Raw genomic sequence first — 24400 nt, 5'->3', positions numbered from 1 at the left:
GAGGAAGAAGAGTATGAAGCAATTTCTGATTCTCGTCAACTTCTTTTTTTCTTCAGCTCGCTGTCCAAGCTCTCGAAGTTGTCAGCTTAACTAGCTGATTCCTTTAGGCTTTTCCTGCAGCGCCGAAGCGGAGGCGAATCATAGCAAAGTTCGCTGATGCTCTGCAAGAGGGCGGCACGAACTTTTTTGTGCACTGCGAAATCGTACCTGCAACGCGAAATCGAGGGCAGGACTATCATTGTCGCCTGATCAACAATGGCGCGACGACGATGCCCTCTTTCCTCTTCCGCTTACGACTGCTCCCGGCTACGCTCGCTGCCCTGCCGGCACTCGGTGCGGCCCAGCCGGCAAACGCTCCGCTACCGCCAGCGCAGGTCGTGGTCGTCACCGGCAGCCGCTCGGAGCAGGCGAGTGTCGACCTCCCCGCGGCAATCGACGTGATCAGTGCGGACCGGATCGGTGCCGCCCAGCCGCGCGTGAACCTGTCTGAAGCCTTGGCCGCCGTTCCCGGCGTCGTGGTGCAGAACCGCCAGAACTATGCGCAGGACTTGCAGATCTCCTCGCGCGGCTTTGGTGCGCGCTCGGCTTTCGGCGTGCGCGGCGTGCGCCTGATTACCGACGGCATTCCCGCGACGATGCCGGACGGCCAGGGGCAAGCTGCAACCTTTAACCTGGACATGGCCGAGCGCATCGAGATACTGCGTGGCCCCTTCTCCGCCCTGTATGGCAACCATTCCGGTGGTGTACTCCAGTTATTTACACGCGAACCGGGGCAGGCGCCGGAGCTGGAGTTCAGCGCCAGCGCCGGCAGCGACGGCATGCGCAAGGTCGATATCAATGCGGGCGGGCAGGCCGGCCATGTCGGCTACCTGCTCGACGCGTCGCGCTTCCAGACGGATGGTTACCGCGCACATAGCGCCGCGACCCGCGAACAGGGTTATGCCAAGCTGACGATGCCTAACTCCGGGGATGGCAAGCTGACGATCGTCGCCAACGCACTGCACCAGCGCGACACGCAAGATCCGCTCGGCATCAGCTGGAGCACCTATGTTCGCGATCCGCGTGCCGGCGAAATCGATACGAGCGACCCGCAGTCGCCGCAACGCAGCTTCGCCGAGCGCTACGACACGCGCAAAAGTATCGATCACCAGCAGATCGGCCTGCAATGGCAACAGCGCTTCGGCGCCAACCGGCTCCAGGTCACGGCCTATGGCGGCAACCGCCAGGTGATCCAGTACCAGGCGTTCTCGCGCGCCTTCCAGCAAGCAGGCAGCCATTCCGGCGGCGTGGTCGACTTCGACCGCCGCTTCCACGGTATCGACCTCAACTGGCGCGATGTACGCCCGCTTGCCGGCGGCACATTGCGCACCACCGTCGGTTTTGAATACGCCAGCTCGGACGATGACCGCCAGGGTTTCGAAAATTTCATCGGCAATCAATTCGGGCTGCGCGGGCGCCTGCGCCGGGACGAGCAGAACAGCCTGTCCAGCCTTGACCCCTATCTGCAAGCGGAATGGACGACGGATAAGTGGGTACTTACTGCTGGGCTGCGCCGCAGTTCGCTGAAGGTCGACGTAAGCGACCGTTTCCTCGACAACGGCAACGACAGCGGACATGTCGACTATAGCGGCACCGCCCCAGTGCTTGGGATCCTGTATAAAGTGACGCCAGGCCTGAACTGGTACGCCAGCGCCGCACGCGGGTTCGAGACGCCGACGCTGAACGAGCTGTTCTATTCCGGCAACGGCGGCGGCTTCAATTTCCGCCTGCGTCCAAGCCGCAGCACCCACTTGGAGACCGGTGCCAAGCTCATGCTGGGCAAGGATGCGCGCCTTGACCTTGCCCTGTTCCAGGTGCGTACGACGGATGAGCTCGTGGTAGATGCCGCAAGCGGCGGCCGCACCAGTTATCGCAATGCCGGTGCCACACTGCGCCGCGGTATGGAGCTGTCGTTCGATAGCCAGATGGCGCACGGTCTGCACACGCGGATTGCAGCGAATCTGCTGCGCGCGGTATACGAAGAGGGCTTCGGCAGCATCCCGGCCGGGAACCGCCTGCCCGGCGTGCCGCGCGCCAACCTGTATGGCGAACTCGGCTGGGCCACTGCCGACGGACGATTCAAGGCGGCACTGGAAGCGCTGGCCAGCAGCAAGGTGCACCCGGACGATGCCAACACGGCGGTGCCGGCGCCGGGTTATGGCATCGTGAACTTGCGCCTGCAGGCGCACCAGCAGTCAGGGCAATGGCGTTTCAAGGAATTTGCGCGCCTGAACAACCTGTTCGACCGCGACTATGTCGGTTCCGTCATCGTCGGTGACAGCAATCGCCGCTTCTACGAACCGGCGCCAGGTCGCAATTGGGTGGTCGGCTTCAGCGCGCAGTACGGATTTCGCTAGACGGCGGCATTGTCCCAGCCACATCTTTCGCCGCAGCCAGCAAGCCCAGCTGCGGCGCAGCGTCCGGATACAGCCGCGCCAGCGTCGCGTCGGTGACGCGGCTGACGAGCTCACGGACCGGCGCCAACGCCGCTTCGCTGTCGGTGGCAGCGCGCACATCGCGCCAGAGTGCCGGCAAGTCAGCCCCTTGCGCGGCCAGCACGGCCTCCACTTCCGCCTGCCAGAAGGGCGGCGCCTCGCCCTCTACATAATTGCCGCGCCCACGGCCGAAGTGGGCAACGGCCAGGTAGCGCAGCACCGCGCCCACGAGCAAGGTCTGCAGGAAAGCGTCGGCGAACTGCACGCTCGGCTTGTCGCGGTCCTTGCCACGGTTGAAACCCAGGCGGCACCGGCCGCGGTGAGTCCACCGACAAGCGCCCCCAGCAGCGCCCCGCCACCCGGGGTCAGACCGCCAGCCATCAAATCGGCCGACAAGCCCGTTGCCGCGCCCGACACCACGGCACCGAGCAAGCCCGCCTGTGCCCTGTCGATCGGCGCCTTGATCGCGAATTCTCGCGCACGCGCGCATTGACCTTGGTCGCCTCGCCCGGATCGATCTTGTGCAGCACCAGCATGCGCATCGTTGTCTTGCCGATCTCGCCATTGAGCCGCTCGACCAGCGCCGCCATCGCCGCCTCCTCGGCGTTTCTGCTGGTCGCGCCCCAGTCCGACCGCCTTCATGGCACCGCGCAACAGGCCGCCGCCCTCCTCCAGAACGGCTTCGCTGTCGCGCGCCGCATTCGTCACCTGCTCGGCCGTCATGCGCAGCGCGCTGGCATAGCGTTGCCGGTTGTGGCTGTCCCAGGCCGCCCGCAGGCGTGCGTAGCCCGGCTGCTTGGCGGGGTCGAGCAGCGGCGCGACCGTTTCGTAAAATACATGTTCGTGCACCCAGCAGCGGGCGAAGGCGTCCAGTGCCAGCACCTCGCGCACGACGGGAAAACGCGCCAGGTGCGACTTCCACTCCTGCTGCTCGGCACTTTCCACGGCGCCGGGCCGGGGCGGGCCTAGCTGGTTGAGCAGCACCACCACCGGTTTGCCCAGCCATTCGAGAATGTTCATCTCCGCCGGCAGGTAACCGGCGTCGCCCGGCGCCTCGGAGGAATTGACGAGATACAGCACGATATCGGCTTCTTCCTTGGCCGCGCGCAAAGCCTGCTGGCTGAGCCAGAACGGACGGTCGCGGTAGCGGTCGAACACTTCACGCAAGAACCAGCCGATCGGGTTGCCGGCGAGGGCCAGGCGTTTCAGCAGGCGTACCGAGTCGCCAAAGCCGGGCGTGTCCCACAGCAACAGGGTGTCGCCGGCCGCGCTCGTCTGCAGCGGATGGGCTTCAGCGAAGGTGGTGACGTGGGCCGCGTCGCGCACTTCGCCTACGTCCGCGCCCACCAGCGTGCGCGCGAGCGTGGTCTTGCCGTTGTTCGTATGCGATACCAGCGCAAACTGGATCTTGACCGGGGCGTCCATCAGCGCAGCTCCGGCAGGGCCAGTCCCGCGCCCAGTTCGATCGGCCGTTTCGCCGGGTCGAGCAGGTTCACGATCGTGGCTGCGGTGCCATGGAAACTGCAGAACTGGCGCCACAGGGCAATGCGCTCGGCAAGGCGCGCTTCCAGACCGGCTTGGCCGGCACCGCGCTCGAGCAGGCCTGATTCGTCGAGCAGTACGGCCACGCCGCGGCGGCTGGAACGTACGAGATGGTCGAGGAAGGCGCCGTGGTTTCCTTCTCCGGCGTGGCAGACAGGCTGAACAGGGCGGCGGTGACGGTGACGCCGGCTTCGTCGAAGCCGTTCTCGCGCAGCGCCTCCTTCGGTTCCTCGCCATAGGGCACGGTCGGGCGCAGCAGCACCCGCGCCTGGGCGCCGAGGGCCATCGCCGCCACGGTCCAGAGGCCGCGGTCGCGCGCCTCGTCCAGCGTGAAGCTGTACGGCAGCACGCGCAGGACGGCGGGCGTACCGGCGCCGATGCTGTCGGCCAGCTTGCGGAAATACGGGTGCTCGAGCTCCAGCGGGAAACGCCGCTTCAGGCGCGCCGCGCGCATGGCGGCAATGGCGGCCAATACCGGGCGCGGCAGCACCACCAGCAGCAGGATCGTCGCCCCGTACAGGTGTACCCAGCGCTCGCCACCGCCGGGCGGCGTGTTGGCCGTGAAGCGCAGCGCCTCGATGTCTGCCAGCGAAAAACCTTGCAATTGCCGGAACACGAACAGCGCCGGCGCGAACAGCCAGGACAGCAGCGTGTGTACCTGGTTCGCGTCGAGGAAGGTGCTCTCCCAGCCGGCAATATATTGGGTCAGCAGGCCACGCGCATACAGGGACAACACAGCGCCGAGGGCGAATGCGGCAGCCGCCAGGTGCACCGTGCGCGACAGCCGCGCGCGGGTGAGCGGCTCGCTGAGGAGTGCCCACTCGCCCATGAAGTTGGCAACGCCGGTGGACAGGGCCGAGGGCAGCTTGCGCGGCACGGCCGGCTTGCCCACACTCAGGCGGCGCAAGAGACCGCCACCCGCAGGCCCCGTCTTGCGGCGGGGAACCAGAGCCCACACCAACAGGGACAGGTAGACAAGGAGATTCCAGGCCACGATACCGATGAGCGGCGCCGACAGCAGGTCGACTCGGTGCGGGTCGGCGATGCGGTCGAGCAGCGCACCGGCGAGCAAAGCCAGCAAGGGTAAGGCAGCCCACACGCCCGGCATGCCCAGGCCGCGTTTCTGAAAAGCGCCGAATGCAGGCGTGCGCTCGGCCAGGCGCTTGAGGATTTGCTCGGCGCGCTGGCCCAGGAAATGCTCCTGCGTGACGGCGCTTTTGCTGTCCGCCGCCTGCCAGGCCGCCAGCTCGCGCGCGCTGCGGCTGGCATATTTTCGATCGTCTTCACTCAAGACCTGATGCTGCGTATCGGCCGTTTCGATCGCCCGTACCAGTACGACGCGCCGTGCAAGCTGTTCGTTCATGCTCGTCCTGTTTATTGGAATGGCAACATTACAAGACATTGTGCCCCAGATTCGTCCGCGACCGCAGCACCGACCATTAGCGCCAGATCGCGCGTAGCAAAACTACCTGAACACGATTGACTTGGAATGAGCACGGGAGTAGCGTCGCCTTGATGTATTGATGAGCGGCCCAGTAGAGGTAGCGAAAGTACATGTCCGCCTGAGAGGCAGTCAGGAGACTCCATGTTGGCTCGCCGCGGCAGGCCAGTCTCCGGCTAAACGATGCGATAACACACAATACGGAGACACGATGATGAAGCTGCACCGCACCCTGCTATCCGCCCTGATCACGGGCGCTCTGCTTGCCACGCCGGCCTGGGCGGCAATCAACCCCAACAAGCTCGGCGCCGCCTACGACGCCACCAAGGCGAATGTCACCTTCAAGGTGCACTCGAGCAAAGCCACCCGGATCGAGCTTTACCTGTACAGCACTGCCACCGGCAGCGCCGAAAAGGCGCGCTACCTGATGACCAATACGGGCGGCGTCTGGAGCGTGACGATCCCGACCGCGACCCTGGGCGGCCAGGGGCTGGGCGGCACGCTCTATTATGGCTACCGCGCCTGGGGACCGAACTGGCCGTATCACAGCAGCTGGACCAAGGGTTCCGGGCTTGGCTTCATCAGCGATGTCGACGCCGCCGGCAACCGCTTCAATCCTAATAAACTGCTGACCGACCCCTATGCGCTTGAGCTGAGCCATGACCCGACCACGTCGACCATGAGCAACGGCACGATCTACGCCAGCGGCCCTACCTACCGGAACATCGACAGCGGTTCCTCGGCGCCAAAAGGCATCGTGCTCGCCGGCGACAGCCAGTCGATCGGCACCAAGCCAACGCGCGCGCTGAAGGACGACGTCGTGTACGAAGCCCATGTGCGCGGCTTGACCATGAACGACACCTCGATCACGGCAGCCTACCGCGGCACCTACAAGGGCGCCGCCTTGAAGGCGGCCGCGCTTGCCAGCCTGGGCGTGACGGCGATCGAGTTCCTGCCGGTACAGGAGACGCAGAACGATACCAACGACAATGTCCCGACTACAACGCAAGGCGACAACTACTGGGGCTACATGACCCTGGCCTATTTCGCGCCCGATCGACGTTATGCCTACGACAAAAGCCCGGGCGGGCCGACGCGCGAGTTCAAGGAAATGGTGAAAGCGTTCCACGACAAGGGCATCAAGGTGCTGATCGACGTCGTCTATAACCACACGGGCGAAGGCGGGGCGTGGAACAGCGCCGACAAGACCACCTATAACCTGTACGGCATGCGTGGCCTCGACAACCCCACTTATTACAGCCTGACGTCGGATTTGCAGAATTCCTGGGACAACACTGGCGTAGGCGGCAACTACAATACGCGCAACCCGATCGCCCAGAACCTGATTGTCGATTCGCTCGCCTACTGGCGCGACAAGCTGGGCGTGGACGGCTATCGCTTCGATCTCGCTTCGGTCCTGGGCAACAGCTGCCAGCACGGCTGTTTTAACTTCGACAAAATGGATGCGGGTAACGCGCTGAACCGCATCGTCGCCGAACTGCCGCCGCGGCCCGCGGCCGGCGGCAGTGGCGTCGATCTGATCGCCGAGCCCTGGGCGATCGGCGGCAATTCCTATCAAGTGGGCGGCTTCCCCAGCGGCTGGGCCGAATGGAACGGCGCCTACCGCGACGTCGTGCGCACGGCACAGAACAAGCTCGGCACGGTGGCGACGACAACCGGACAAATGGCGACGCGCTTTGCCGGCTCCAGCGACTTATATGGAGACGATGGCCGCAAGCCCTGGCATTCGGTGAACTTCATTACCGCGCATGACGGCTTCACCCTGAAAGACCTGTATAGCTGCAACAGCAAGAACAATAACCAGGCTTGGCCGTATGGGCCGAGCGATGGTGGTGAGGACAATAACAACAGCTGGGACCAGGGAGGCATTGCTGCCGACCAGAGAAAGGCTGCGCGTAACGGCATGGCGCTGATGATGCTGTCGGCCGGCGTGCCGATGATGGTCGGCGGCGACGAGGCTTTACGCAGCCTGAACTGCAACAACAATCCGTATAACCTGGATTCCTCCGCCAACTGGCTGAACTGGAGTCGCACCACGGACCAGGCGAACTTCCAGGCCTTCACCAGGGCGATAATCGCCTTCCGCAAAGCGCATCCAGCCCTACGTCCGGCGGACTTCTATTCGAGCGCCGATAACAACGGCAACATCATGGAGCAGCTGCGCTGGTTCAGGCCGGACGGCGGTGTCGCCGATGCCACCTATTTCAATAACTCAGCCAATCATGCGATTGCCTGGCGCATCGATGGCACCGAGTTCGGCGATCCTGCCTCGAGCATTTATGTGGCCCACAATGCCTGGAGCGCCCAGGTGAATTTCACGCTGCCATGGCCGGGCACCGGCAAAAACTGGTACCGCGTGACCGATACCTGCAACTGGGCGGAAGGCGCCTCCCAAGTGCAGGCGCCGGGAACGGAGGTCCTGGTAGGCGGCGAAAATGCCGGTTATGGCGTGTGCGGGCGCGGGACGCTGGTGCTGATCGCTAAATAAGAACGCCTGACAAAACCTTCATAGCAAGGGATGCGGCCACCCGACGCAGCCGTCGCATCGGCGAACCGGAAGACAGTGCGCCCGTACGGCGAGCGGGTGCAACACAGCGATGGAGGCTTGTCAGGCGCACCAAGGCTTGGGCGCGGTTCGATACGCCGCCTATTCCTGCGTGCCATCGAACCGCCGTCCCTCGTTGCCAATTTGGCCGGACGACCTAGCGTCTTCCCCAACCGTGGCCTCGGCCATACCCATGGTGCCGGCCATGACCGTAGCCACCGCCGTGATAGCTGTGGCGGTGCTCGACATATCCGAAGCCGAGGCCGACGGAGACAGGCGGCCCGACGTAGGCAGGGTAGCTGTAGCCGGGATAATAGGGATCGTAAGCGCCATACGGCGGCGCATACACGCAGCCTCCCAGTCCACCAGCAAGCAGCAGTGCGGCAAGAGAGCGCCGTAATCCATGTCGCTTCATCCGGTTGCTTGCCTGTACGCCTGCGTGCCCGTCGAGTTGCGTGTCCATGTTCGCCTCCGAAACTGCCAATCTGATTGGAGTGTAGTGCGGGGACGCGGACTTTCAACGGGCGTTACATTCGGTTGCGCGTTGGCGGCTCTGCCGCAGTCCCTGGGCAAAAACAGCCGCCCAAACGCAAAAAAACCCCGCGGAGGTGAGGGTCCGCAGTATGGACCTGACCCGGCGGGGTTTTTTCAAGACGAAAAAAAACCCGCTGATCGCAATCAGCGGGTTTTTCTCTTATAACTAGCCTGACGATAACCTACTTTCACACTGGTTGCAGCACTATCATCGGCGCAAAGTCGTTTCACGGTCCTGTTCGGGATGGGAAGGGGTGGGACCGACTTGCTATGGTCATCAGGCATGACTTGTACGAGCATCGTTTCCTTTGTGGATAACGCTGCTCTGAATCTGGAAGAAGTAAGTGGTAGCAGCTGTATCAACAAACAGCGCTGTATTTCTTGAATCCATATCCTGCTAAGGTTATAGGGACAAGCCGTACGGGCAATTAGTACTGGTTAGCTTAATGCATTACTGCACTTCCACACCCAGCCTATCAACGTCCTGGTCTCGAACGACCCTTCAAGGAGCTCAAGGCTCCGGGAAATCTCATCTCAAGGCAAGTTTCCCGCTTAGATGCTTTCAGCGGTTATCTCTTCCGAACTTAGCTACCCGGCAATGCCACTGGCGTGACAACCGGTACACCAGAGGTTCGTCCACTCCGGTCCTCTCGTACTAGGAGCAGCCCCCTTCAAATTTCCAACGCCCACGGCAGATAGGGACCAAACTGTCTCACGACGTTTTAAACCCAGCTCACGTACCACTTTAAATGGCGAACAGCCATACCCTTGGGACCGGCTACAGCCCCAGGATGTGATGAGCCGACATCGAGGTGCCAAACTCCCCCGTCGATATGAACTCTTGGGAGGAATCAGCCTGTTATCCCCAGAGTACCTTTTATCCGTTGAGCGATGGCCCTTCCATACAGAACCACCGGATCACTATGTCCTACTTTCGTACCTGCTCGACTTGTCGGTCTCGCAGTTAAGCACGCTTATGCCATTGCACTATTAGCACGATGTCCGACCGTACCTAGCGTACCTTCGAACTCCTCCGTTACACTTTAGGAGGAGACCGCCCCAGTCAAACTGCCTACCATGCACTGTCCCCGATCCGGATAACGGACCAAGGTTAGAACCTCAAACAAACCAGGGTGGTATTTCAAGGATGGCTCCACGAGAACTGGCGTCCCCGCTTCAAAGCCTCCCACCTATCCTACACAGATTGGTTCAAAGTCCAATGCAAAGCTACAGTAAAGGTTCATGGGGTCTTTCCGTCTAGCCGCGGGTAGATTGCATCATCACAAACATTTCAACTTCGCTGAGTCTCGGGAGGAGACAGTGTGGCCATCGTTACGCCATTCGTGCAGGTCGGAACTTACCCGACAAGGAATTTCGCTACCTTAGGACCGTTATAGTTACGGCCGCCGTTTACTGGGACTTCAATCAAGAGCTTGCACCCCATCATTTAATCTTCCAGCACCGGGCAGGCGTCACACCCTATACGTCCACTTTCGTGTTTGCAGAGTGCTGTGTTTTTATTAAACAGTCGCAGCCACCAGTTTATTGCAACCCTTTCGCCCTTCCACAGTAAAGTGGTCAAGCTACCGGGGCGTACCTTTTCCCGAAGTTACGGTACCAATTTGCCGAGTTCCTTCTCCCGAGTTCTCTCAAGCGCCTTAGAATACTCATCTCGCCCACCTGTGTCGGTTTGCGGTACGGTCTCGTATGACTGAAGCTTAGAGGCTTTTCTTGGAACCACTTCCGATTGCTTCGCAGCACAAGGCCGCTCGTCCCACTCCCTTGAATTACGCACCCGGATTTGCCTAAGTGCCTTCTATGAAGCAGAAACTGACTATTCCAACAGTCAGACAACCTTCCGCGATCCGTCCCCCCATCGCATCATACGACGGTGCAGGAATATTAACCTGCTTCCCATCAGCTACGCATCTCTGCCTCGCCTTAGGGGCCGACTCACCCTGCTCCGATGAACGTTGAACAGGAAACCTTGGGCTTACGGCGTGCGGGCTTTTCACCCGCATTATCGCTACTCATGTCAGCATTCGCACTTCTGATACCTCCAGCATCCTTTACAAGACACCTTCGCAGGCTTACAGAACGCTCTCCTACCATATCCAATAAAGGATATCCGCAGCTTCGGTGACTGGCTTAGCCCCGTTACATCTTCCGCGCAGGACGACTCGATCAGTGAGCTATTACGCTTTCTTTAAATGATGGCTGCTTCTAAGCCAACATCCTGACTGTTTTAGCCTTCCCACTTCGTTTTCCACTTAGCCAATCTTTGGGACCTTAGCTGGCGGTCTGGGTTGTTTCCCTCTTGACGCCGGACGTTAGCACCCGACGTCTGTCTCCCAAGCTCGCACTCATCGGTATTCGGAGTTTGCAATGGTTTGGTAAGTCGCAATGACCCCCTAGCCATAACAGTGCTCTACCCCCGATGGTGATACTTGAGGCACTACCTAAATAGTTTTCGGAGAGAACCAGCTATTTCCAAGTTTGTTTAGCCTTTCACCCCTACCCACAGCTCATCCCCTAATTTTTCAACATTAGTGGGTTCGGACCTCCAGGGCGTGTTACCGCACCTTCATCCTGGCCATGGGTAGATCACTTGGTTTCGGGTCTACACCCAGCGACTGTCGCCCTGTTCGGACTCGATTTCTCTACGGCTCCCCTATTCGGTTAACCTCGCCACTGAATGTAAGTCGCTGACCCATTATACAAAAGGTACGCCGTCACGGAACAAGTCCGCTCCGACTGTTTGTATGCACACGGTTTCAGGATCTATTTCACTCCCCTCCCGGGGTTCTTTTCGCCTTTCCCTCACGGTACTGGTTCACTATCGGTCGATTACGAGTATTTAGCCTTGGAGGATGGTCCCCCCATGTTCAGACAGGATTTCTCGTGTCCCGCCCTACTTGTCGTACGCTTAGTACCACCGTCTGAATTTCGTGTAAGGGGCTATCACCCTCTATGGCCGGAGTTTCCAATCCGTTCCACTATCCAGTCGACTATCACGTACAGGCTCTTCCCATTTCGCTCGCCACTACTTTGGGAATCTCGGTTGATTTCTTTTCCTGCAGCTACTTAGATGTTTCAGTTCGCCGCGTTCGCTTTGCATGCCTATGTATTCAGCATGCAATGACCTAAAAGGCCGGGTTTCCCCATTCGGAAATCTGCGGATCAAAGTGTGTTTGCTCACTCCCCGCAGCTTATCGCAAGCTACTACGTCCTTCATCGCCTGTAATCGCCAAGGCATCCACCATGTGCACTTATTCGCTTGTCCCTATAACGTTAGCCCCTGGTTCGCACCAGGGAGCGTCATAGTTCAAGGAGTACAGCTTGTTGCATGTTTGTTGATACTTTTACTACTACCCTAAGTGTGCTCACTCATCATTGCTGATGCGTTTGCACGCTTAAAAAAACTTTACTTCTTCCAGATTGTTAAAGAACAATAACTACACTTAGCTCAAGCTTTCCGCTTCAGCTAAATACAGTTCTTATTGACAGTCGATAAGTGTGAACGCTTGATGATGGAGCGTTAGCTCCCGGTGCTACTCTAGAAAGGAGGTGATCCAGCCGCACCTTCCGATACGGCTACCTTGTTACGACTTCACCCCAGTCACGAATCCTACCGTGGTAAGCGCCCCCCTTGCGGTTAAGCTACCTACTTCTGGTAAAACCCGCTCCCATGGTGTGACGGGCGGTGTGTACAAGACCCGGGAACGTATTCACCGCGGCATGCTGATCCGCGATTACTAGCGATTCCAACTTCACGCAGTCGAGTTGCAGACTGCGATCCGGACTACGATACACTTTCTGGGATTAGCTCCCCCTCGCGGGTTGGCGGCCCTCTGTATGTACCATTGTATGACGTGTGAAGCCCTACCCATAAGGGCCATGAGGACTTGACGTCATCCCCACCTTCCTCCGGTTTGTCACCGGCAGTCTCATTAGAGTGCTCTTGCGTAGCAACTAATGACAAGGGTTGCGCTCGTTGCGGGACTTAACCCAACATCTCACGACACGAGCTGACGACAGCCATGCAGCACCTGTGTTCAGGTTCCCTTTCGGGCACTCCCTGATCTCTCAAGGATTCCTGACATGTCAAGGGTAGGTAAGGTTTTTCGCGTTGCATCGAATTAATCCACATCATCCACCGCTTGTGCGGGTCCCCGTCAATTCCTTTGAGTTTTAATCTTGCGACCGTACTCCCCAGGCGGTCTACTTCACGCGTTAGCTGCGTTACCAAGTTAATTAAAACCCGACAACTAGTAGACATCGTTTAGGGCGTGGACTACCAGGGTATCTAATCCTGTTTGCTCCCCACGCTTTCGTGCATGAGCGTCAATCTTGACCCAGGGGGCTGCCTTCGCCATCGGTGTTCCTCCACATCTCTACGCATTTCACTGCTACACGTGGAATTCTACCCCCCTCTGCCAGATTCAAGCCTTGCAGTCTCCATCGCAATTCCCAGGTTGAGCCCGGGGCTTTCACGACAGACTTACAAAACCGCCTGCGCACGCTTTACGCCCAGTAATTCCGATTAACGCTTGCACCCTACGTATTACCGCGGCTGCTGGCACGTAGTTAGCCGGTGCTTATTCTTCAGGTACCGTCATTAGCAGAGGATATTAGCCTCTACCGTTTCTTCCCTGACAAAAGAGCTTTACAACCCGAAGGCCTTCTTCACTCACGCGGCATTGCTGGATCAGGCTTGCGCCCATTGTCCAAAATTCCCCACTGCTGCCTCCCGTAGGAGTCTGGACCGTGTCTCAGTTCCAGTGTGGCTGGTCGTCCTCTCAGACCAGCTACTGATCGTCGCCTTGGTAGGCCTTTACCCTACCAACTAGCTAATCAGATATCGGCCGCTCCAGGAGCACAAGGCCTTGCGGTCCCCTGCTTTCATCCTTAGATCGTATGCGGTATTAGCGTAACTTTCGCTACGTTATCCCCCACTCTTGGGTACGTTCCGATATATTACTCACCCGTTCGCCACTCGCCACCAGGCCGAAGCCCGTGCTGCCGTTCGACTTGCATGTGTAAAGCATGCCGCCAGCGTTCAATCTGAGCCAGGATCAAACTCTTCAGTTCAATCTCTGTTTGTTGACACTTTCGTGTCATCCGCTATTGCTAGCGGAGTCGCTCACTCAAGATACTGACCGTTATCTCATTGCTGAGACAACGCTTAATACTTTTGTGAACATTTGATAATTTAAGTAATCAGCTGAACTAGTCAGCTGGCACCTTCATCAAACGCCCACACTTATCGACTGTTAATTGTTAAAGAACTTTGGCTCCCGCCGAGGGCGGTACTGCCTTGCTGCTTTGTCGCGAATCGTTTTGTTCGTCAGCAGCAGAGAAGTGAGATTATGCAGTGTTTCGCGATCTTCGTCAACCCCTTCTTTGCTTCACCGCAGATTTTGTGTTTGCTGTTGTCAACTCAACTACTTGATTTCGTTGCAGTTTTCATCAGCGACACAGCTTGCTGCGAAGCGGACGCGAATCATAACAAAGGTCTGACGTCGTGCGCAAGAGCGTTGCAGAAAAAATCTTCGCCGCCTCTGGCATCTCGCTTACCAGGGGCGACGATGCAAATTTCTTGAAGCCCTCTCTGCCAGGTGTGGGGCAAGCGCAATAAGGATGCGGCCTTGTTGTCTGTGCTTTTTTACTCGACAGCGACAGGATCACGAGAAGGCTGGGTGGCCGCGATCGTCTTCTTCTGCGCCTGCTTACGCCGGCGCCAGGCGACAGCTCCCAAGACTAAGGTCGCGCCTATGCCCGCGATCGGGAGCGGCACGACTGATGGGTCTTTCTCTGCGACGAAGCCTTCTCCCTGCAGCGCTACCGGGAAGGGACGGTCGGCCACGGGTACTATCTTCCATTGCGACTGGTCTTGCGGTACGCGCGACCTGAATTCGTCGAACGAGAACACGGGGGCGGAGCCATTGGCGCGGCTGGACGGCACTTGCGCAATACGGACCAGCATGATCGCTTCGACGTCGTCGCGCAGTTGCTGCTCGTACGTGGACAGGGCGCGCGGCTGGACTCCATCGGCACTGACCAGCTGCAGGAGGTCCTGCCCCATCGCATCGAAGGCGACGGCAGGGAACAGGCGGGTCTGCTCTTCGTTCAGATAATCGTAAATCTTCCTGCCGCTTGCGAAACTGACGTCCTTGGCCGATAAATAAGCATACGCCCCGAGCGATTTGATAGGCGCGGTCGGGCCGCGTTTCGGAACATGCCAGCCAAGTGCTTCGAACACGTCGACGCTGATGCCCGTGCAGTTGGCGGCCGCGTGGCGGTAGCGGAAATCGTGCCGGTAAAAATGGTTGAATACGCGCTGGACGCCGCCCTGGAAGGCCACGGCGGTACGCTGGTTGTTCAGTACCGCCACCAGCATATAGGACGGCCGGTAATATTGCTGCCCGCTGTTCACGTCCATGAGATAGTTATCCATCGGGACGGTGGCGGCGACAATGCCTTTTTCGCTGACCGAATCGAGATTGTAGAAATTATTCACCGCCCAGCCCGACCAGTCGCCATTTTTCCCAAAGCGTCCGGTCGCGATGGCGAAATGACCGCCCAGGGATTCGTCGTCGTCACCCTGCGCGCCGTTGAGCACAATGCCGAGGACAGGTTTGTCCTGCCAATTGCGCGCTTGTCCTGGATGACGCTCCCATAACAGCCGCGTATCGACGCCCTGTTGAGGCTTGAGCGGCTCGCGCACGAGCGCGGTCAGCTCAGCTGAGTCTTTCAGTGGCGCGTTCTTGAGCCTGGCGGTATCGAGCGAAAAGTCGGCAGGCCAAATGGTGCGCGCAGTAAAGACCGGGCGTCCGTTTTCGCTACCGAGCGCGCCGCGCAGTCGGACCTGGCGCCCTTCGAAATAGGAAAACGTCGCGCCGTTAGCGAACGAGCGATTGGTGGACAGCTTGGGAACGAGCCGCATGTCCAGGTCCTTGCCGTCGACAGTGCGCAACGTGCGCGCGCCCGGCAGAACGGTTGCCCCCTCGAGGACCTGGGGGGCACCCATCCAGACAAGCGAGGGATGGGCGAGCTGTGCGGACGCAGGTGTCGCCGCCCAGTTGGCAACGTCGCGATTCCTGTCGCTGCCAGGTGTGAAGCTTGCGGTGGCGGCCGAGCTCGCCGGTACAGCAATGATCTCGTTCTCGAAATACCACAGGTTTTGCTTCGGCACCGGGCAGTCCGTGCACTTTCCCGTGCGTAGCTGGAATCCCGCGCCCGGCAGCAAACCGATGGGTTCATTCGCTAGCGCATCCTTCACGCCGGCTGGGGCAGAGGCAGCGCTGGCGGTGCTGGCCAGGGCAAGAGTGGCGAGGCCAAAGACAGCGCGCAAGATGTTTCGAGACATGGTCATTCCCATTCACGGCAAAGTTAAAAACTTATACCGGATGATGCTGTAAGGAATTGATTTTGACCATCAGTATGGAGAGCGCGGCAGGGAAACGCGGCTGGGATCCGACAGAAGCATTCGTTTGTATATAACAGCCGCCCAAACGCAAAAAACCCCGCGGAGGTGAGGGTCCACAGTATGGACCTGGACCGGCGGGTTTTTTCAAGACGAAAAAAAACCCGCTGATCGCAATCAGCGGGTTTTTCTCTTATAACTAGCCTGACGATAACCTACTTTCACACTGGTTGCAGCACTATCATCGGCGCAAAGTCGTTTCACGGTCCTGTTCGGGATGGGAAGGGGTGGGACCGACTTGCTATGGTCATCAGGCATGACTTGTACGAGCATCGTTTCCCTAATGGGCAACGCTGCTCTGAATCTGGAAGAAGTAAGTGGTAGCAGCTGTATCAACAAACAGCGCTGTATTTCTTGAATCCATATCCTGCTAAGGTTATAGGGACAAGCCGTACGGGCAATTAGTACTGGTTAGCTTAATGCATTACTGCACTTCCACACCCAGCCTATCAACGTCCTGGTCTCGAACGACCCTTCAAGGAGCTCAAGGCTCCGGGAAATCTCATCTCAAGGCAAGTTTCCCGCTTAGATGCTTTCAGCGGTTATCTCTTCCGAACTTAGCTACCCGGCAATGCCACTGGCGTGACAACCGGTACACCAGAGGTTCGTCCACTCCGGTCCTCTCGTACTAGGAGCAGCCCCCTTCAAATTTCCAACGCCCACGGCAGATAGGGACCAAACTGTCTCACGACGTTTTAAACCCAGCTCACGTACCACTTTAAATGGCGAACAGCCATACCCTTGGGACCGGCTACAGCCCCAGGATGTGATGAGCCGACATCGAGGTGCCAAACTCCCCCGTCGATATGAACTCTTGGGAGGAATCAGCCTGTTATCCCCAGAGTACCTTTTATCCGTTGAGCGATGGCCCTTCCATACAGAACCACCGGATCACTATGTCCTACTTTCGTACCTGCTCGACTTGTCGGTCTCGCAGTTAAGCACGCTTATGCCATTGCACTATTAGCACGATGTCCGACCGTACCTAGCGTACCTTCGAACTCCTCCGTTACACTTTAGGAGGAGACCGCCCCAGTCAAACTGCCTACCATGCACTGTCCCCGATCCGGATAACGGACCAAGGTTAGAACCTCAAACAAACCAGGGTGGTATTTCAAGGATGGCTCCACGAGAACTGGCGTCCCCGCTTCAAAGCCTCCCACCTATCCTACACAGATTGGTTCAAAGTCCAATGCAAAGCTACAGTAAAGGTTCATGGGGTCTTTCCGTCTAGCCGCGGGTAGATTGCATCATCACAAACATTTCAACTTCGCTGAGTCTCGGGAGGAGACAGTGTGGCCATCGTTACGCCATTCGTGCAGGTCGGAACTTACCCGACAAGGAATTTCGCTACCTTAGGACCGTTATAGTTACGGCCGCCGTTTACTGGGACTTCAATCAAGAGCTTGCACCCCATCATTTAATCTTCCAGCACCGGGCAGGCGTCACACCCTATACGTCCACTTTCGTGTTTGCAGAGTGCTGTGTTTTTATTAAACAGTCGCAGCCACCAGTTTATTGCAACCCTTTCGCCCTTCCACAGTAAAGTGGTCAAGCTACCGGGGCGTACCTTTTCCCGAAGTTACGGTACCAATTTGCCGAGTTCCTTCTCCCGAGTTCTCTCAAGCGCCTTAGAATACTCATCTCGCCCACCTGTGTCGGTTTGCGGTACGGTCTCGTATGACTGAAGCTTAGAGGCTTTTCTTGGAACCACTTCCGATTGCTTCGCAGCACAAGGCCGCTCGTCCCACTCCCTTGAATTACGCACCCGGATTTGCCTAAGTGCCTTCTATGAAGCAGAAACTGACTATTCCAACAGTCAGACAACCTTCCGCGATCCGTCCCCCCATCGCATCATACGACGGTGCAGGAATATTAACCTGCTTCCCATCAGCTACGCATCTCTGCCTCGCCTTAGGGGCCGACTCACCCTGCTCCGATGAACGTTGAACAGGAAACCTTGGGCTTACGGCGTGCGGGCTTTTCACCCGCATTATCGCTACTCATGTCAGCATTCGCACTTCTGATACCTCCAGCATCCTTTACAAGACACCTTCGCAGGCTTACAGAACGCTCTCCTACCATATCGATCAAAGTACAAGTACTTCGAAAAATATCCGCAGCTTCGGTGACTGGCTTAGCCCCGTTACATCTTCCGCGCAGGACGACTCGATCAGTGAGCTATTACGCTTTCTTTAAATGATGGCTGCTTCTAAGCCAACATCCTGACTGTTTTAGCCTTCCCACTTCGTTTTCCACTTAGCCAATCTTTGGGACCTTAGCTGGCGGTCTGGGTTGTTTCCCTCTTGACGCCGGACGTTAGCACCCGACGTCTGTCTCCCAAGCTCGCACTCATCGGTATTCGGAGTTTGCAATGGTTTGGTAAGTCGCAATGACCCCCTAGCCATAACAGTGCTCTACCCCCGATGGTGATACTTGAGGCACTACCTAAATAGTTTTCGGAGAGAACCAGCTATTTCCAAGTTTGTTTAGCCTTTCACCCCTACCCACAGCTCATCCCCTAATTTTTCAACATTAGTGGGTTCGGACCTCCAGGGCGTGTTACCGCACCTTCATCCTGGCCATGGGTAGATCACTTGGTTTCGGGTCTACACCCAGCGACTGTCGCCCTGTTCGGACTCGATTTCTCTACGGCTCCCCTATTCGGTTAACCTCGCCACTGAATGTAAGTCGCTGACCCATTATACAAAAGGTACGCCGTCACGGAACAAGTCCGCTCCGACTGTTTGTATGCACACGGTTTCAGGATCTATTTCACTCCCCTCCCGGGGTTCTTTTCGCCTTTCCCTCACGGTACTGGTTCACTATCGGTCGATTACGAGTATTTAGCCTTGGAGGATGGTCCCCCCATGTTCAGACAGGATTTCTCGTGTCCCGCCCTACTTGTCGTACGCTTAGTACCACCGTCTGAATTTCGTGTAAGGGGCTATCACCCTCTATGGCCGGAGTTTCCAATCCGTTCCACTATCCAGTCGACTATCACGTACAGGCTCTTCCCATTTCGCTCGCCACTACTTTGGGAATCTCGGTTGATTTCTTTTCCTGCAGCTACTTAGATGTTTCAGTTCGCCGCGTTCGCTTTGCATGCCTATGTATTCAGCATGCAATGACCTAAAAGGCCGGGTTTCCCCATTCGGAAATCTGCGGATCAAAGTGTGTTTGCTCACTCCCCGCAGCTTATCGCAAGCTACTACGTCCTTCATCGCCTGTAATCGCCAAGGCATCCACCATGTGCACTTATTCGCTTGTCCCTATAACGTTAGCCCCTGGTTCACACCAGGGAGCGTCATAGTTCAAGGAGTACAGCTTGTTGCATGTTTGTTGATACTTTTACTACTACCCTAAGTGTGCTCACTCATCATTGCTGATGCGTTTGCACGCTTAAAAAAACTTTACTTCTTCCAGATTGTTAAAGAACAGAACAACAGTGATCTCTAAAAGACCAAACCTAAGCGGCAGTCTTCAACGACTTGCTTACGTTTGTACTTTCAGGCTCTTCGATACTACCAAGTGATGGTGGAGGATGACGGGATCGAACCGACGACCCCCTGCTTGCAAAGCAGGTGCTCTCCCAGCTGAGCTAATCCCCCTTATCGGATACTTCCAATAACTTGGTAGGGCTGGTTGGACTCGAACCAACGACCCCCGCGTTATCAACACGGTGCTCTAACCAGCTGAGCTACAGCCCCGAAACTGTGTTCTTCTTGTTCAACAGTCGATAAGTGCGGACGCTTGGTGATGGAGCGTTAGCTCCCGGTGCTACTCTAGAAAGGAGGTGATCCAGCCGCACCTTCCGATACGGCTACCTTGTTACGACTTCACCCCAGTCACGAATCCTACCGTGGTAAGCGCCCCCCTTGCGGTTAAGCTACCTACTTCTGGTAAAACCCGCTCCCATGGTGTGACGGGCGGTGTGTACAAGACCCGGGAACGTATTCACCGCGGCATGCTGATCCGCGATTACTAGCGATTCCAACTTCACGCAGTCGAGTTGCAGACTGCGATCCGGACTACGATACACTTTCTGGGATTAGCTCCCCCTCGCGGGTTGGCGGCCCTCTGTATGTACCATTGTATGACGTGTGAAGCCCTACCCATAAGGGCCATGAGGACTTGACGTCATCCCCACCTTCCTCCGGTTTGTCACCGGCAGTCTCATTAGAGTGCTCTTGCGTAGCAACTAATGACAAGGGTTGCGCTCGTTGCGGGACTTAACCCAACATCTCACGACACGAGCTGACGACAGCCATGCAGCACCTGTGTTCAGGTTCCCTTTCGGGCACTCCCTGATCTCTCAAGGATTCCTGACATGTCAAGGGTAGGTAAGGTTTTTCGCGTTGCATCGAATTAATCCACATCATCCACCGCTTGTGCGGGTCCCCGTCAATTCCTTTGAGTTTTAATCTTGCGACCGTACTCCCCAGGCGGTCTACTTCACGCGTTAGCTGCGTTACCAAGTTAATTAAAACCCGACAACTAGTAGACATCGTTTAGGGCGTGGACTACCAGGGTATCTAATCCTGTTTGCTCCCCACGCTTTCGTGCATGAGCGTCAATCTTGACCCAGGGGGCTGCCTTCGCCATCGGTGTTCCTCCACATCTCTACGCATTTCACTGCTACACGTGGAATTCTACCCCCCTCTGCCAGATTCAAGCCTTGCAGTCTCCATCGCAATTCCCAGGTTGAGCCCGGGGCTTTCACGACAGACTTACAAAACCGCCTGCGCACGCTTTACGCCCAGTAATTCCGATTAACGCTTGCACCCTACGTATTACCGCGGCTGCTGGCACGTAGTTAGCCGGTGCTTATTCTTCAGGTACCGTCATTAGCAGAGGATATTAGCCTCTACCGTTTCTTCCCTGACAAAAGAGCTTTACAACCCGAAGGCCTTCTTCACTCACGCGGCATTGCTGGATCAGGCTTGCGCCCATTGTCCAAAATTCCCCACTGCTGCCTCCCGTAGGAGTCTGGACCGTGTCTCAGTTCCAGTGTGGCTGGTCGTCCTCTCAGACCAGCTACTGATCGTCGCCTTGGTAGGCCTTTACCCTACCAACTAGCTAATCAGATATCGGCCGCTCCAGGAGCACAAGGCCTTGCGGTCCCCTGCTTTCATCCTTAGATCGTATGCGGTATTAGCGTAACTTTCGCTACGTTATCCCCCACTCTTGGGTACGTTCCGATATATTACTCACCCGTTCGCCACTCGCCACCAGGCCGAAGCCCGTGCTGCCGTTCGACTTGCATGTGTAAAGCATGCCGCCAGCGTTCAATCTGAGCCAGGATCAAACTCTTCAGTTCAATCTCTGCTTGTTGACACTTTCGTGTCATCCGCTATTGCTAGCGGAGTCGCTCACTCAAGATACTGACCGTTATCTCATTGCTGAGACAACGCTTAATACTTTTGTGAACATTTGATAATTTAAGTAATCAGCTGAACTAGTCAGCTGGCACCTTCATCAAACGCCCACACTTATCGACTGTTAATTGTTAAAGAACTTTATTCGGTACTGCCTTGCTGCTTTGTCGCGAATCGTTTTGTTCGTCAGCAGCAGAGAAGTGAGATTATGCAGTGTTTCGCGATCTTCGTCAACCCCTTCTTTGCTTCACCGCAGATTTCTGTATTTGCTGTTGCAAACTCAACTACTTGATTTCGTTGCAGTTTTCACTCAGCTACACACGCTGCGAAGCGGAGGCGAATCATAGCAAAGCCGATGAGCTGTCCGCAAGACCGTTTCGAAAAAATCTCCAAAAAAAGACAGAGGTGGCTGCCTTGCAGCTGCCACCTCCTGCCGACTCCCCTTGTTCCGCTATTGCTCTGCCGTCAGCGTCTGCGCCTGGTAGCCCGGGTCGCTACGGATCTTCTCCTCGCTAAACGGCAGCACCGGCCACCCCTTGCGGGAGAATACATTCGTCTGGTCCGTGTAATACGGCGACGCCGGATTAGTCGACTGCCCATAGGTCAGCATCGCTTGGGCAACCGGTCCCTGGTCGTCAAAACCCACGGTCTGGATATAACTTTCGCCCCAATGCACGCCGTTATAGCCGGTAGCAGTCAAGCCTGTACGCATCGTCAGCGAGTTATAAGAACCGTCGATGTTACCGATGCCGCCATGCAGTGGAATGCGCACGCCGTTCCGGGTTTCGGTCTGGTAGTCGCCCAGGCGGCCGTCGAGCGGAATGCCCATCGATTGCAGTTTCGTGGCCGTGTTCCTGAGTGCTGTGAGCATGGCCGGGATGGCGGCCGGCGCCACGCCGGACGGCGTATTGACCGGATCGATCGGATTGAACGGTACCGCCCATTTGTTCGGAATGGTGGCCGCCGTGTTCCAGAACTCGCGGAACAGCACGGCACCACGGCTGTCGATATCGACATGGCGATCCCAGGCCCCCAACACGGTACAGGCCTGCGCCAACAAGGCATCGGCGCTGCCGGAGCAGGCGGGAAGCAGCTCGGGCAGGACCAGCTCGGCCGCATACAGGCGGTTGGCGAAGGCCAGTTGCTGCAGGTCGGCCAGGCCCAGCTTCCCGCGCTGCGCCGCCTGTTCCTCGAACTGCTTGAAACCGATGCGGGTACGCAGCGACTGCTCGACGCCGACGCGGCCGTACAGCGGCGAGAAGCCGTACGGTGCCGGCCCGGTCAACAGGGCTTTCGGATTGCTCAGCCAGTAGCTGTCGTTCGAATTGCCGACGTAATCGCTGCGGATCAACCACGGACCGTTCGCCGGCGAGAAGATACCGGCGGGGGCGTTCGCATCCAGCCCCCAGGCGCAGCTGCTGCGCGAGCCGTCGAACATCAGCGCCGCCTGCAGCAGCATGCAGTCGCCAGCGAATTTTTGCGGTGCCATGTGCGGCACGACGCTGGCGTCGGCATACAGCGCGTTGCCGTTACGGTCGGCCGCCACCGTATTCACCCAGGGCAGGCCGACGGTCTTGTCGAGCGAAGCCTTGATGCCTTGCACGCTGGTGGCGGTGCCAATGCCCAGCCACTGCTCGAGCATGCGGGTGTTGTTGCGGTTCGGATCGGCGAGCACATAGGCGGCGCTGGCGGTCCAGGTCATGCCGGCCTCCGGCTTGACGATGACGGCGCCCTGCTGGCTGAACCAGAAGGTCTTGCTGCGCCTGTCCACGGAGCCATCGGCCTGCAGCACGTCGACGCTGACCGTCTTCGACGTCATCTTGACGGGCTGCCCGTCATACAGATAGGTGGTGCCGCTGGTGTCGCGCGGATCGAGCGCGAGGCGGAAGGTCGTGAAGTGCACGGCCGTCGTCACCGTATGGCTCCAGGCGATGTCGCGGTTGAAGCCGATGACGATGGCGGGAATGCCGCCGATGATGACGCCCATCGCATCGTAGCGCCCGGGGACGGTCAGGTGGGCCTGGTAGAAGCGGTCGGCCGTGGTCCAGGGGTAATGCGGATTACCCAGCAACAGGCCGCGGCCGTTGCTGGACAAGTCCTTGCCGACCGCCAGCGCATTGCTGCCGAAACCCTGGCGGTCGAGCTGGTCGAGGCGGGCCAGCAGGAAGGCTGGATCGAGCTTGCCGGTCCTGGCGCGGGCTGCCACGGTCTGCGTACTGGCGGCGCGGCCGGCAGCGACGAATTCTTTCGAGAACACCTGGCCGGTCGCATGCAGGGCCTTTTCGGCCATCACCAGGTACATGTCGTCGACCGTGATCGGGCGCACCCACTTGGCGCCGTTGCATGCCGCCGGGTATTGGCCCGCGAAGCTTTTCACGTAGCGGTTGTAGCCTTCGACATAGCCCTCGACCAGTTCGCGCGGCTCGGCCGCACCGGCGGCGTAGCTGGCGCGCAGCTGGGCGATGTCGAGATAGCCCTTGAAAAAGAAATCGCTGTCTTCGTTCTTGAGGTCCATGAAGCCGCTGGCCGCACCATAGGAGTCGCCGCTGCGCACCGGCGCCCTGGCGTCGCCGCCGAAGAAGAACGAGCGCTCGCCCCGCACCGTCAGCACGGAATCGGCAAACATGCACAGGTTGTCCTGGGCATAGGCATAAGCCAGTCCGTAGCCGAGGCTGCGGAAATCGTTCGCGCGCACGTGCGGCACACCGTAGGTTGTGCGAGCAAGGTCCACCTTGATGCGCGGAGCCGGCGATACTGGCGGGGGCGGCGTGATCGTACCCTTGTCGTCCGGGTCGCCATGACAGCCGGCAAGCAACAAGGCAAGGGCAGCCGCGCTCGCGGCCCGCAGGGAAAGGGAAACAAGGCGTCGGTGTCCGCCCGGCTGACGTTTCATGTTGGCGCTTTCTGCGGCGGGGCCGCGTGCGAGATGAAAAACAGGTGCCGCCTGGCTTAGCGCGCCTGACAACACCTTCAGAGCAA

8 protein-coding genes, 2 tRNA genes and 6 rRNA genes are annotated in these 24400 nt (G+C 58.1%); 2 read left to right on the top strand and 14 right to left on the bottom strand.

What is annotated here, in order from left to right; genetic code table 11:
* The first annotated feature begins 269 nt into the window (after positions 1–269).
* Complete coding sequence (locus G4G28_RS01670; protein WP_182990607.1) at positions 270–2396, top strand: TonB-dependent receptor; 2127 nt, start codon at positions 270–272, stop codon at positions 2394–2396.
* Here G4G28_RS01670 and G4G28_RS27835 read toward each other — a convergent pair.
* The 3 genes from G4G28_RS27835 to G4G28_RS01660 form a co-directional block, all read right to left on the bottom strand.
* On the bottom strand, positions 2371–2709 hold the full coding sequence (locus G4G28_RS27835) for a hypothetical protein (RefSeq protein ID WP_308601629.1): 339 nt from the start codon (positions 2707–2709) through the stop codon (positions 2371–2373). The genes G4G28_RS01670 and G4G28_RS27835 overlap by 26 nt on opposite strands.
* A complete protein-coding gene (locus tag G4G28_RS01665) occupies positions 2640–3899 on the bottom strand; it encodes a GTPase (protein ID WP_308601627.1) in 1260 nt (419 codons plus the stop codon). Before G4G28_RS01665 ends, G4G28_RS27835 begins: the two co-directional genes overlap by 70 nt.
* Before the next feature lie 67 nt (positions 3900–3966).
* Entirely contained in the window at positions 3967–5379 is a 1413-nt protein-coding gene (locus tag G4G28_RS01660) for a DUF2868 domain-containing protein (protein ID WP_308601625.1), read from the bottom strand.
* A 289-nt stretch (positions 5380–5668) separates the two neighbouring features.
* Here G4G28_RS01660 and G4G28_RS01655 point away from each other — a divergent pair, with 289 nt between their 5' ends.
* Positions 5669–7966: an isoamylase gene (locus G4G28_RS01655; RefSeq protein ID WP_229425392.1), complete on the top strand. Its 2298-nt coding sequence runs from the start codon at positions 5669–5671 to the stop codon at positions 7964–7966.
* A gap of 214 nt (positions 7967–8180) precedes the next feature.
* Here G4G28_RS01655 and G4G28_RS01650 read toward each other — a convergent pair whose 3' ends face one another.
* The 11 genes from G4G28_RS01650 to G4G28_RS01600 form a co-directional block, all read right to left on the bottom strand.
* On the bottom strand, positions 8181–8486 hold the full coding sequence (locus G4G28_RS01650; protein WP_229425391.1) for a hypothetical protein: 306 nt from the start codon (positions 8484–8486) through the stop codon (positions 8181–8183).
* 240 nt (positions 8487–8726) lie between these two features.
* Positions 8727–8839 (bottom strand): 5S ribosomal RNA (gene rrf, locus G4G28_RS01645).
* A 125-nt stretch (positions 8840–8964) separates the two neighbouring features.
* Positions 8965–11840 (bottom strand): 23S ribosomal RNA (locus G4G28_RS01640).
* Positions 11841–12117: 277 nt separating this feature from the next.
* Positions 12118–13648 (bottom strand): 16S ribosomal RNA (locus tag G4G28_RS01635).
* The 16S, 23S and 5S rRNA genes sit together here, the layout of an rRNA operon.
* A gap of 574 nt (positions 13649–14222) precedes the next feature.
* On the bottom strand, positions 14223–15926 hold the full coding sequence (locus G4G28_RS01630) for a hypothetical protein (RefSeq protein ID WP_182990605.1): 1704 nt from the start codon (positions 15924–15926) through the stop codon (positions 14223–14225).
* A 259-nt stretch (positions 15927–16185) separates the two neighbouring features.
* Positions 16186–16298, bottom strand: a 5S ribosomal RNA gene (gene rrf, locus G4G28_RS01625).
* A gap of 125 nt (positions 16299–16423) precedes the next feature.
* Positions 16424–19315, bottom strand: a 23S ribosomal RNA gene (locus G4G28_RS01620).
* A gap of 263 nt (positions 19316–19578) precedes the next feature.
* Positions 19579–19654 (bottom strand) — tRNA-Ala (locus tag G4G28_RS01615).
* A 22-nt stretch (positions 19655–19676) separates the two neighbouring features.
* Positions 19677–19753: transfer RNA gene (locus tag G4G28_RS01610), tRNA-Ile, on the bottom strand.
* Between the two features lie 79 nt (positions 19754–19832).
* Positions 19833–21363, bottom strand: a 16S ribosomal RNA gene (locus G4G28_RS01605).
* Positions 21364–21872: 509 nt separating this feature from the next.
* On the bottom strand, positions 21873–24314 hold the full coding sequence (locus G4G28_RS01600; RefSeq protein ID WP_182990604.1) for a penicillin acylase family protein: 2442 nt from the start codon (positions 24312–24314) through the stop codon (positions 21873–21875).
* Positions 24315–24400 lie beyond the last annotated feature (86 nt).

Source organism: Massilia sp. Dwa41.01b (assembly GCF_014171775.1).
Taxonomy (GTDB): Bacteria; Pseudomonadota; Gammaproteobacteria; order Burkholderiales; family Burkholderiaceae_D; genus Telluria.
The sequence above is the reverse complement of the archived record's forward strand: the minus strand, read 5'-3'. Positions and strand labels throughout refer to the sequence as shown.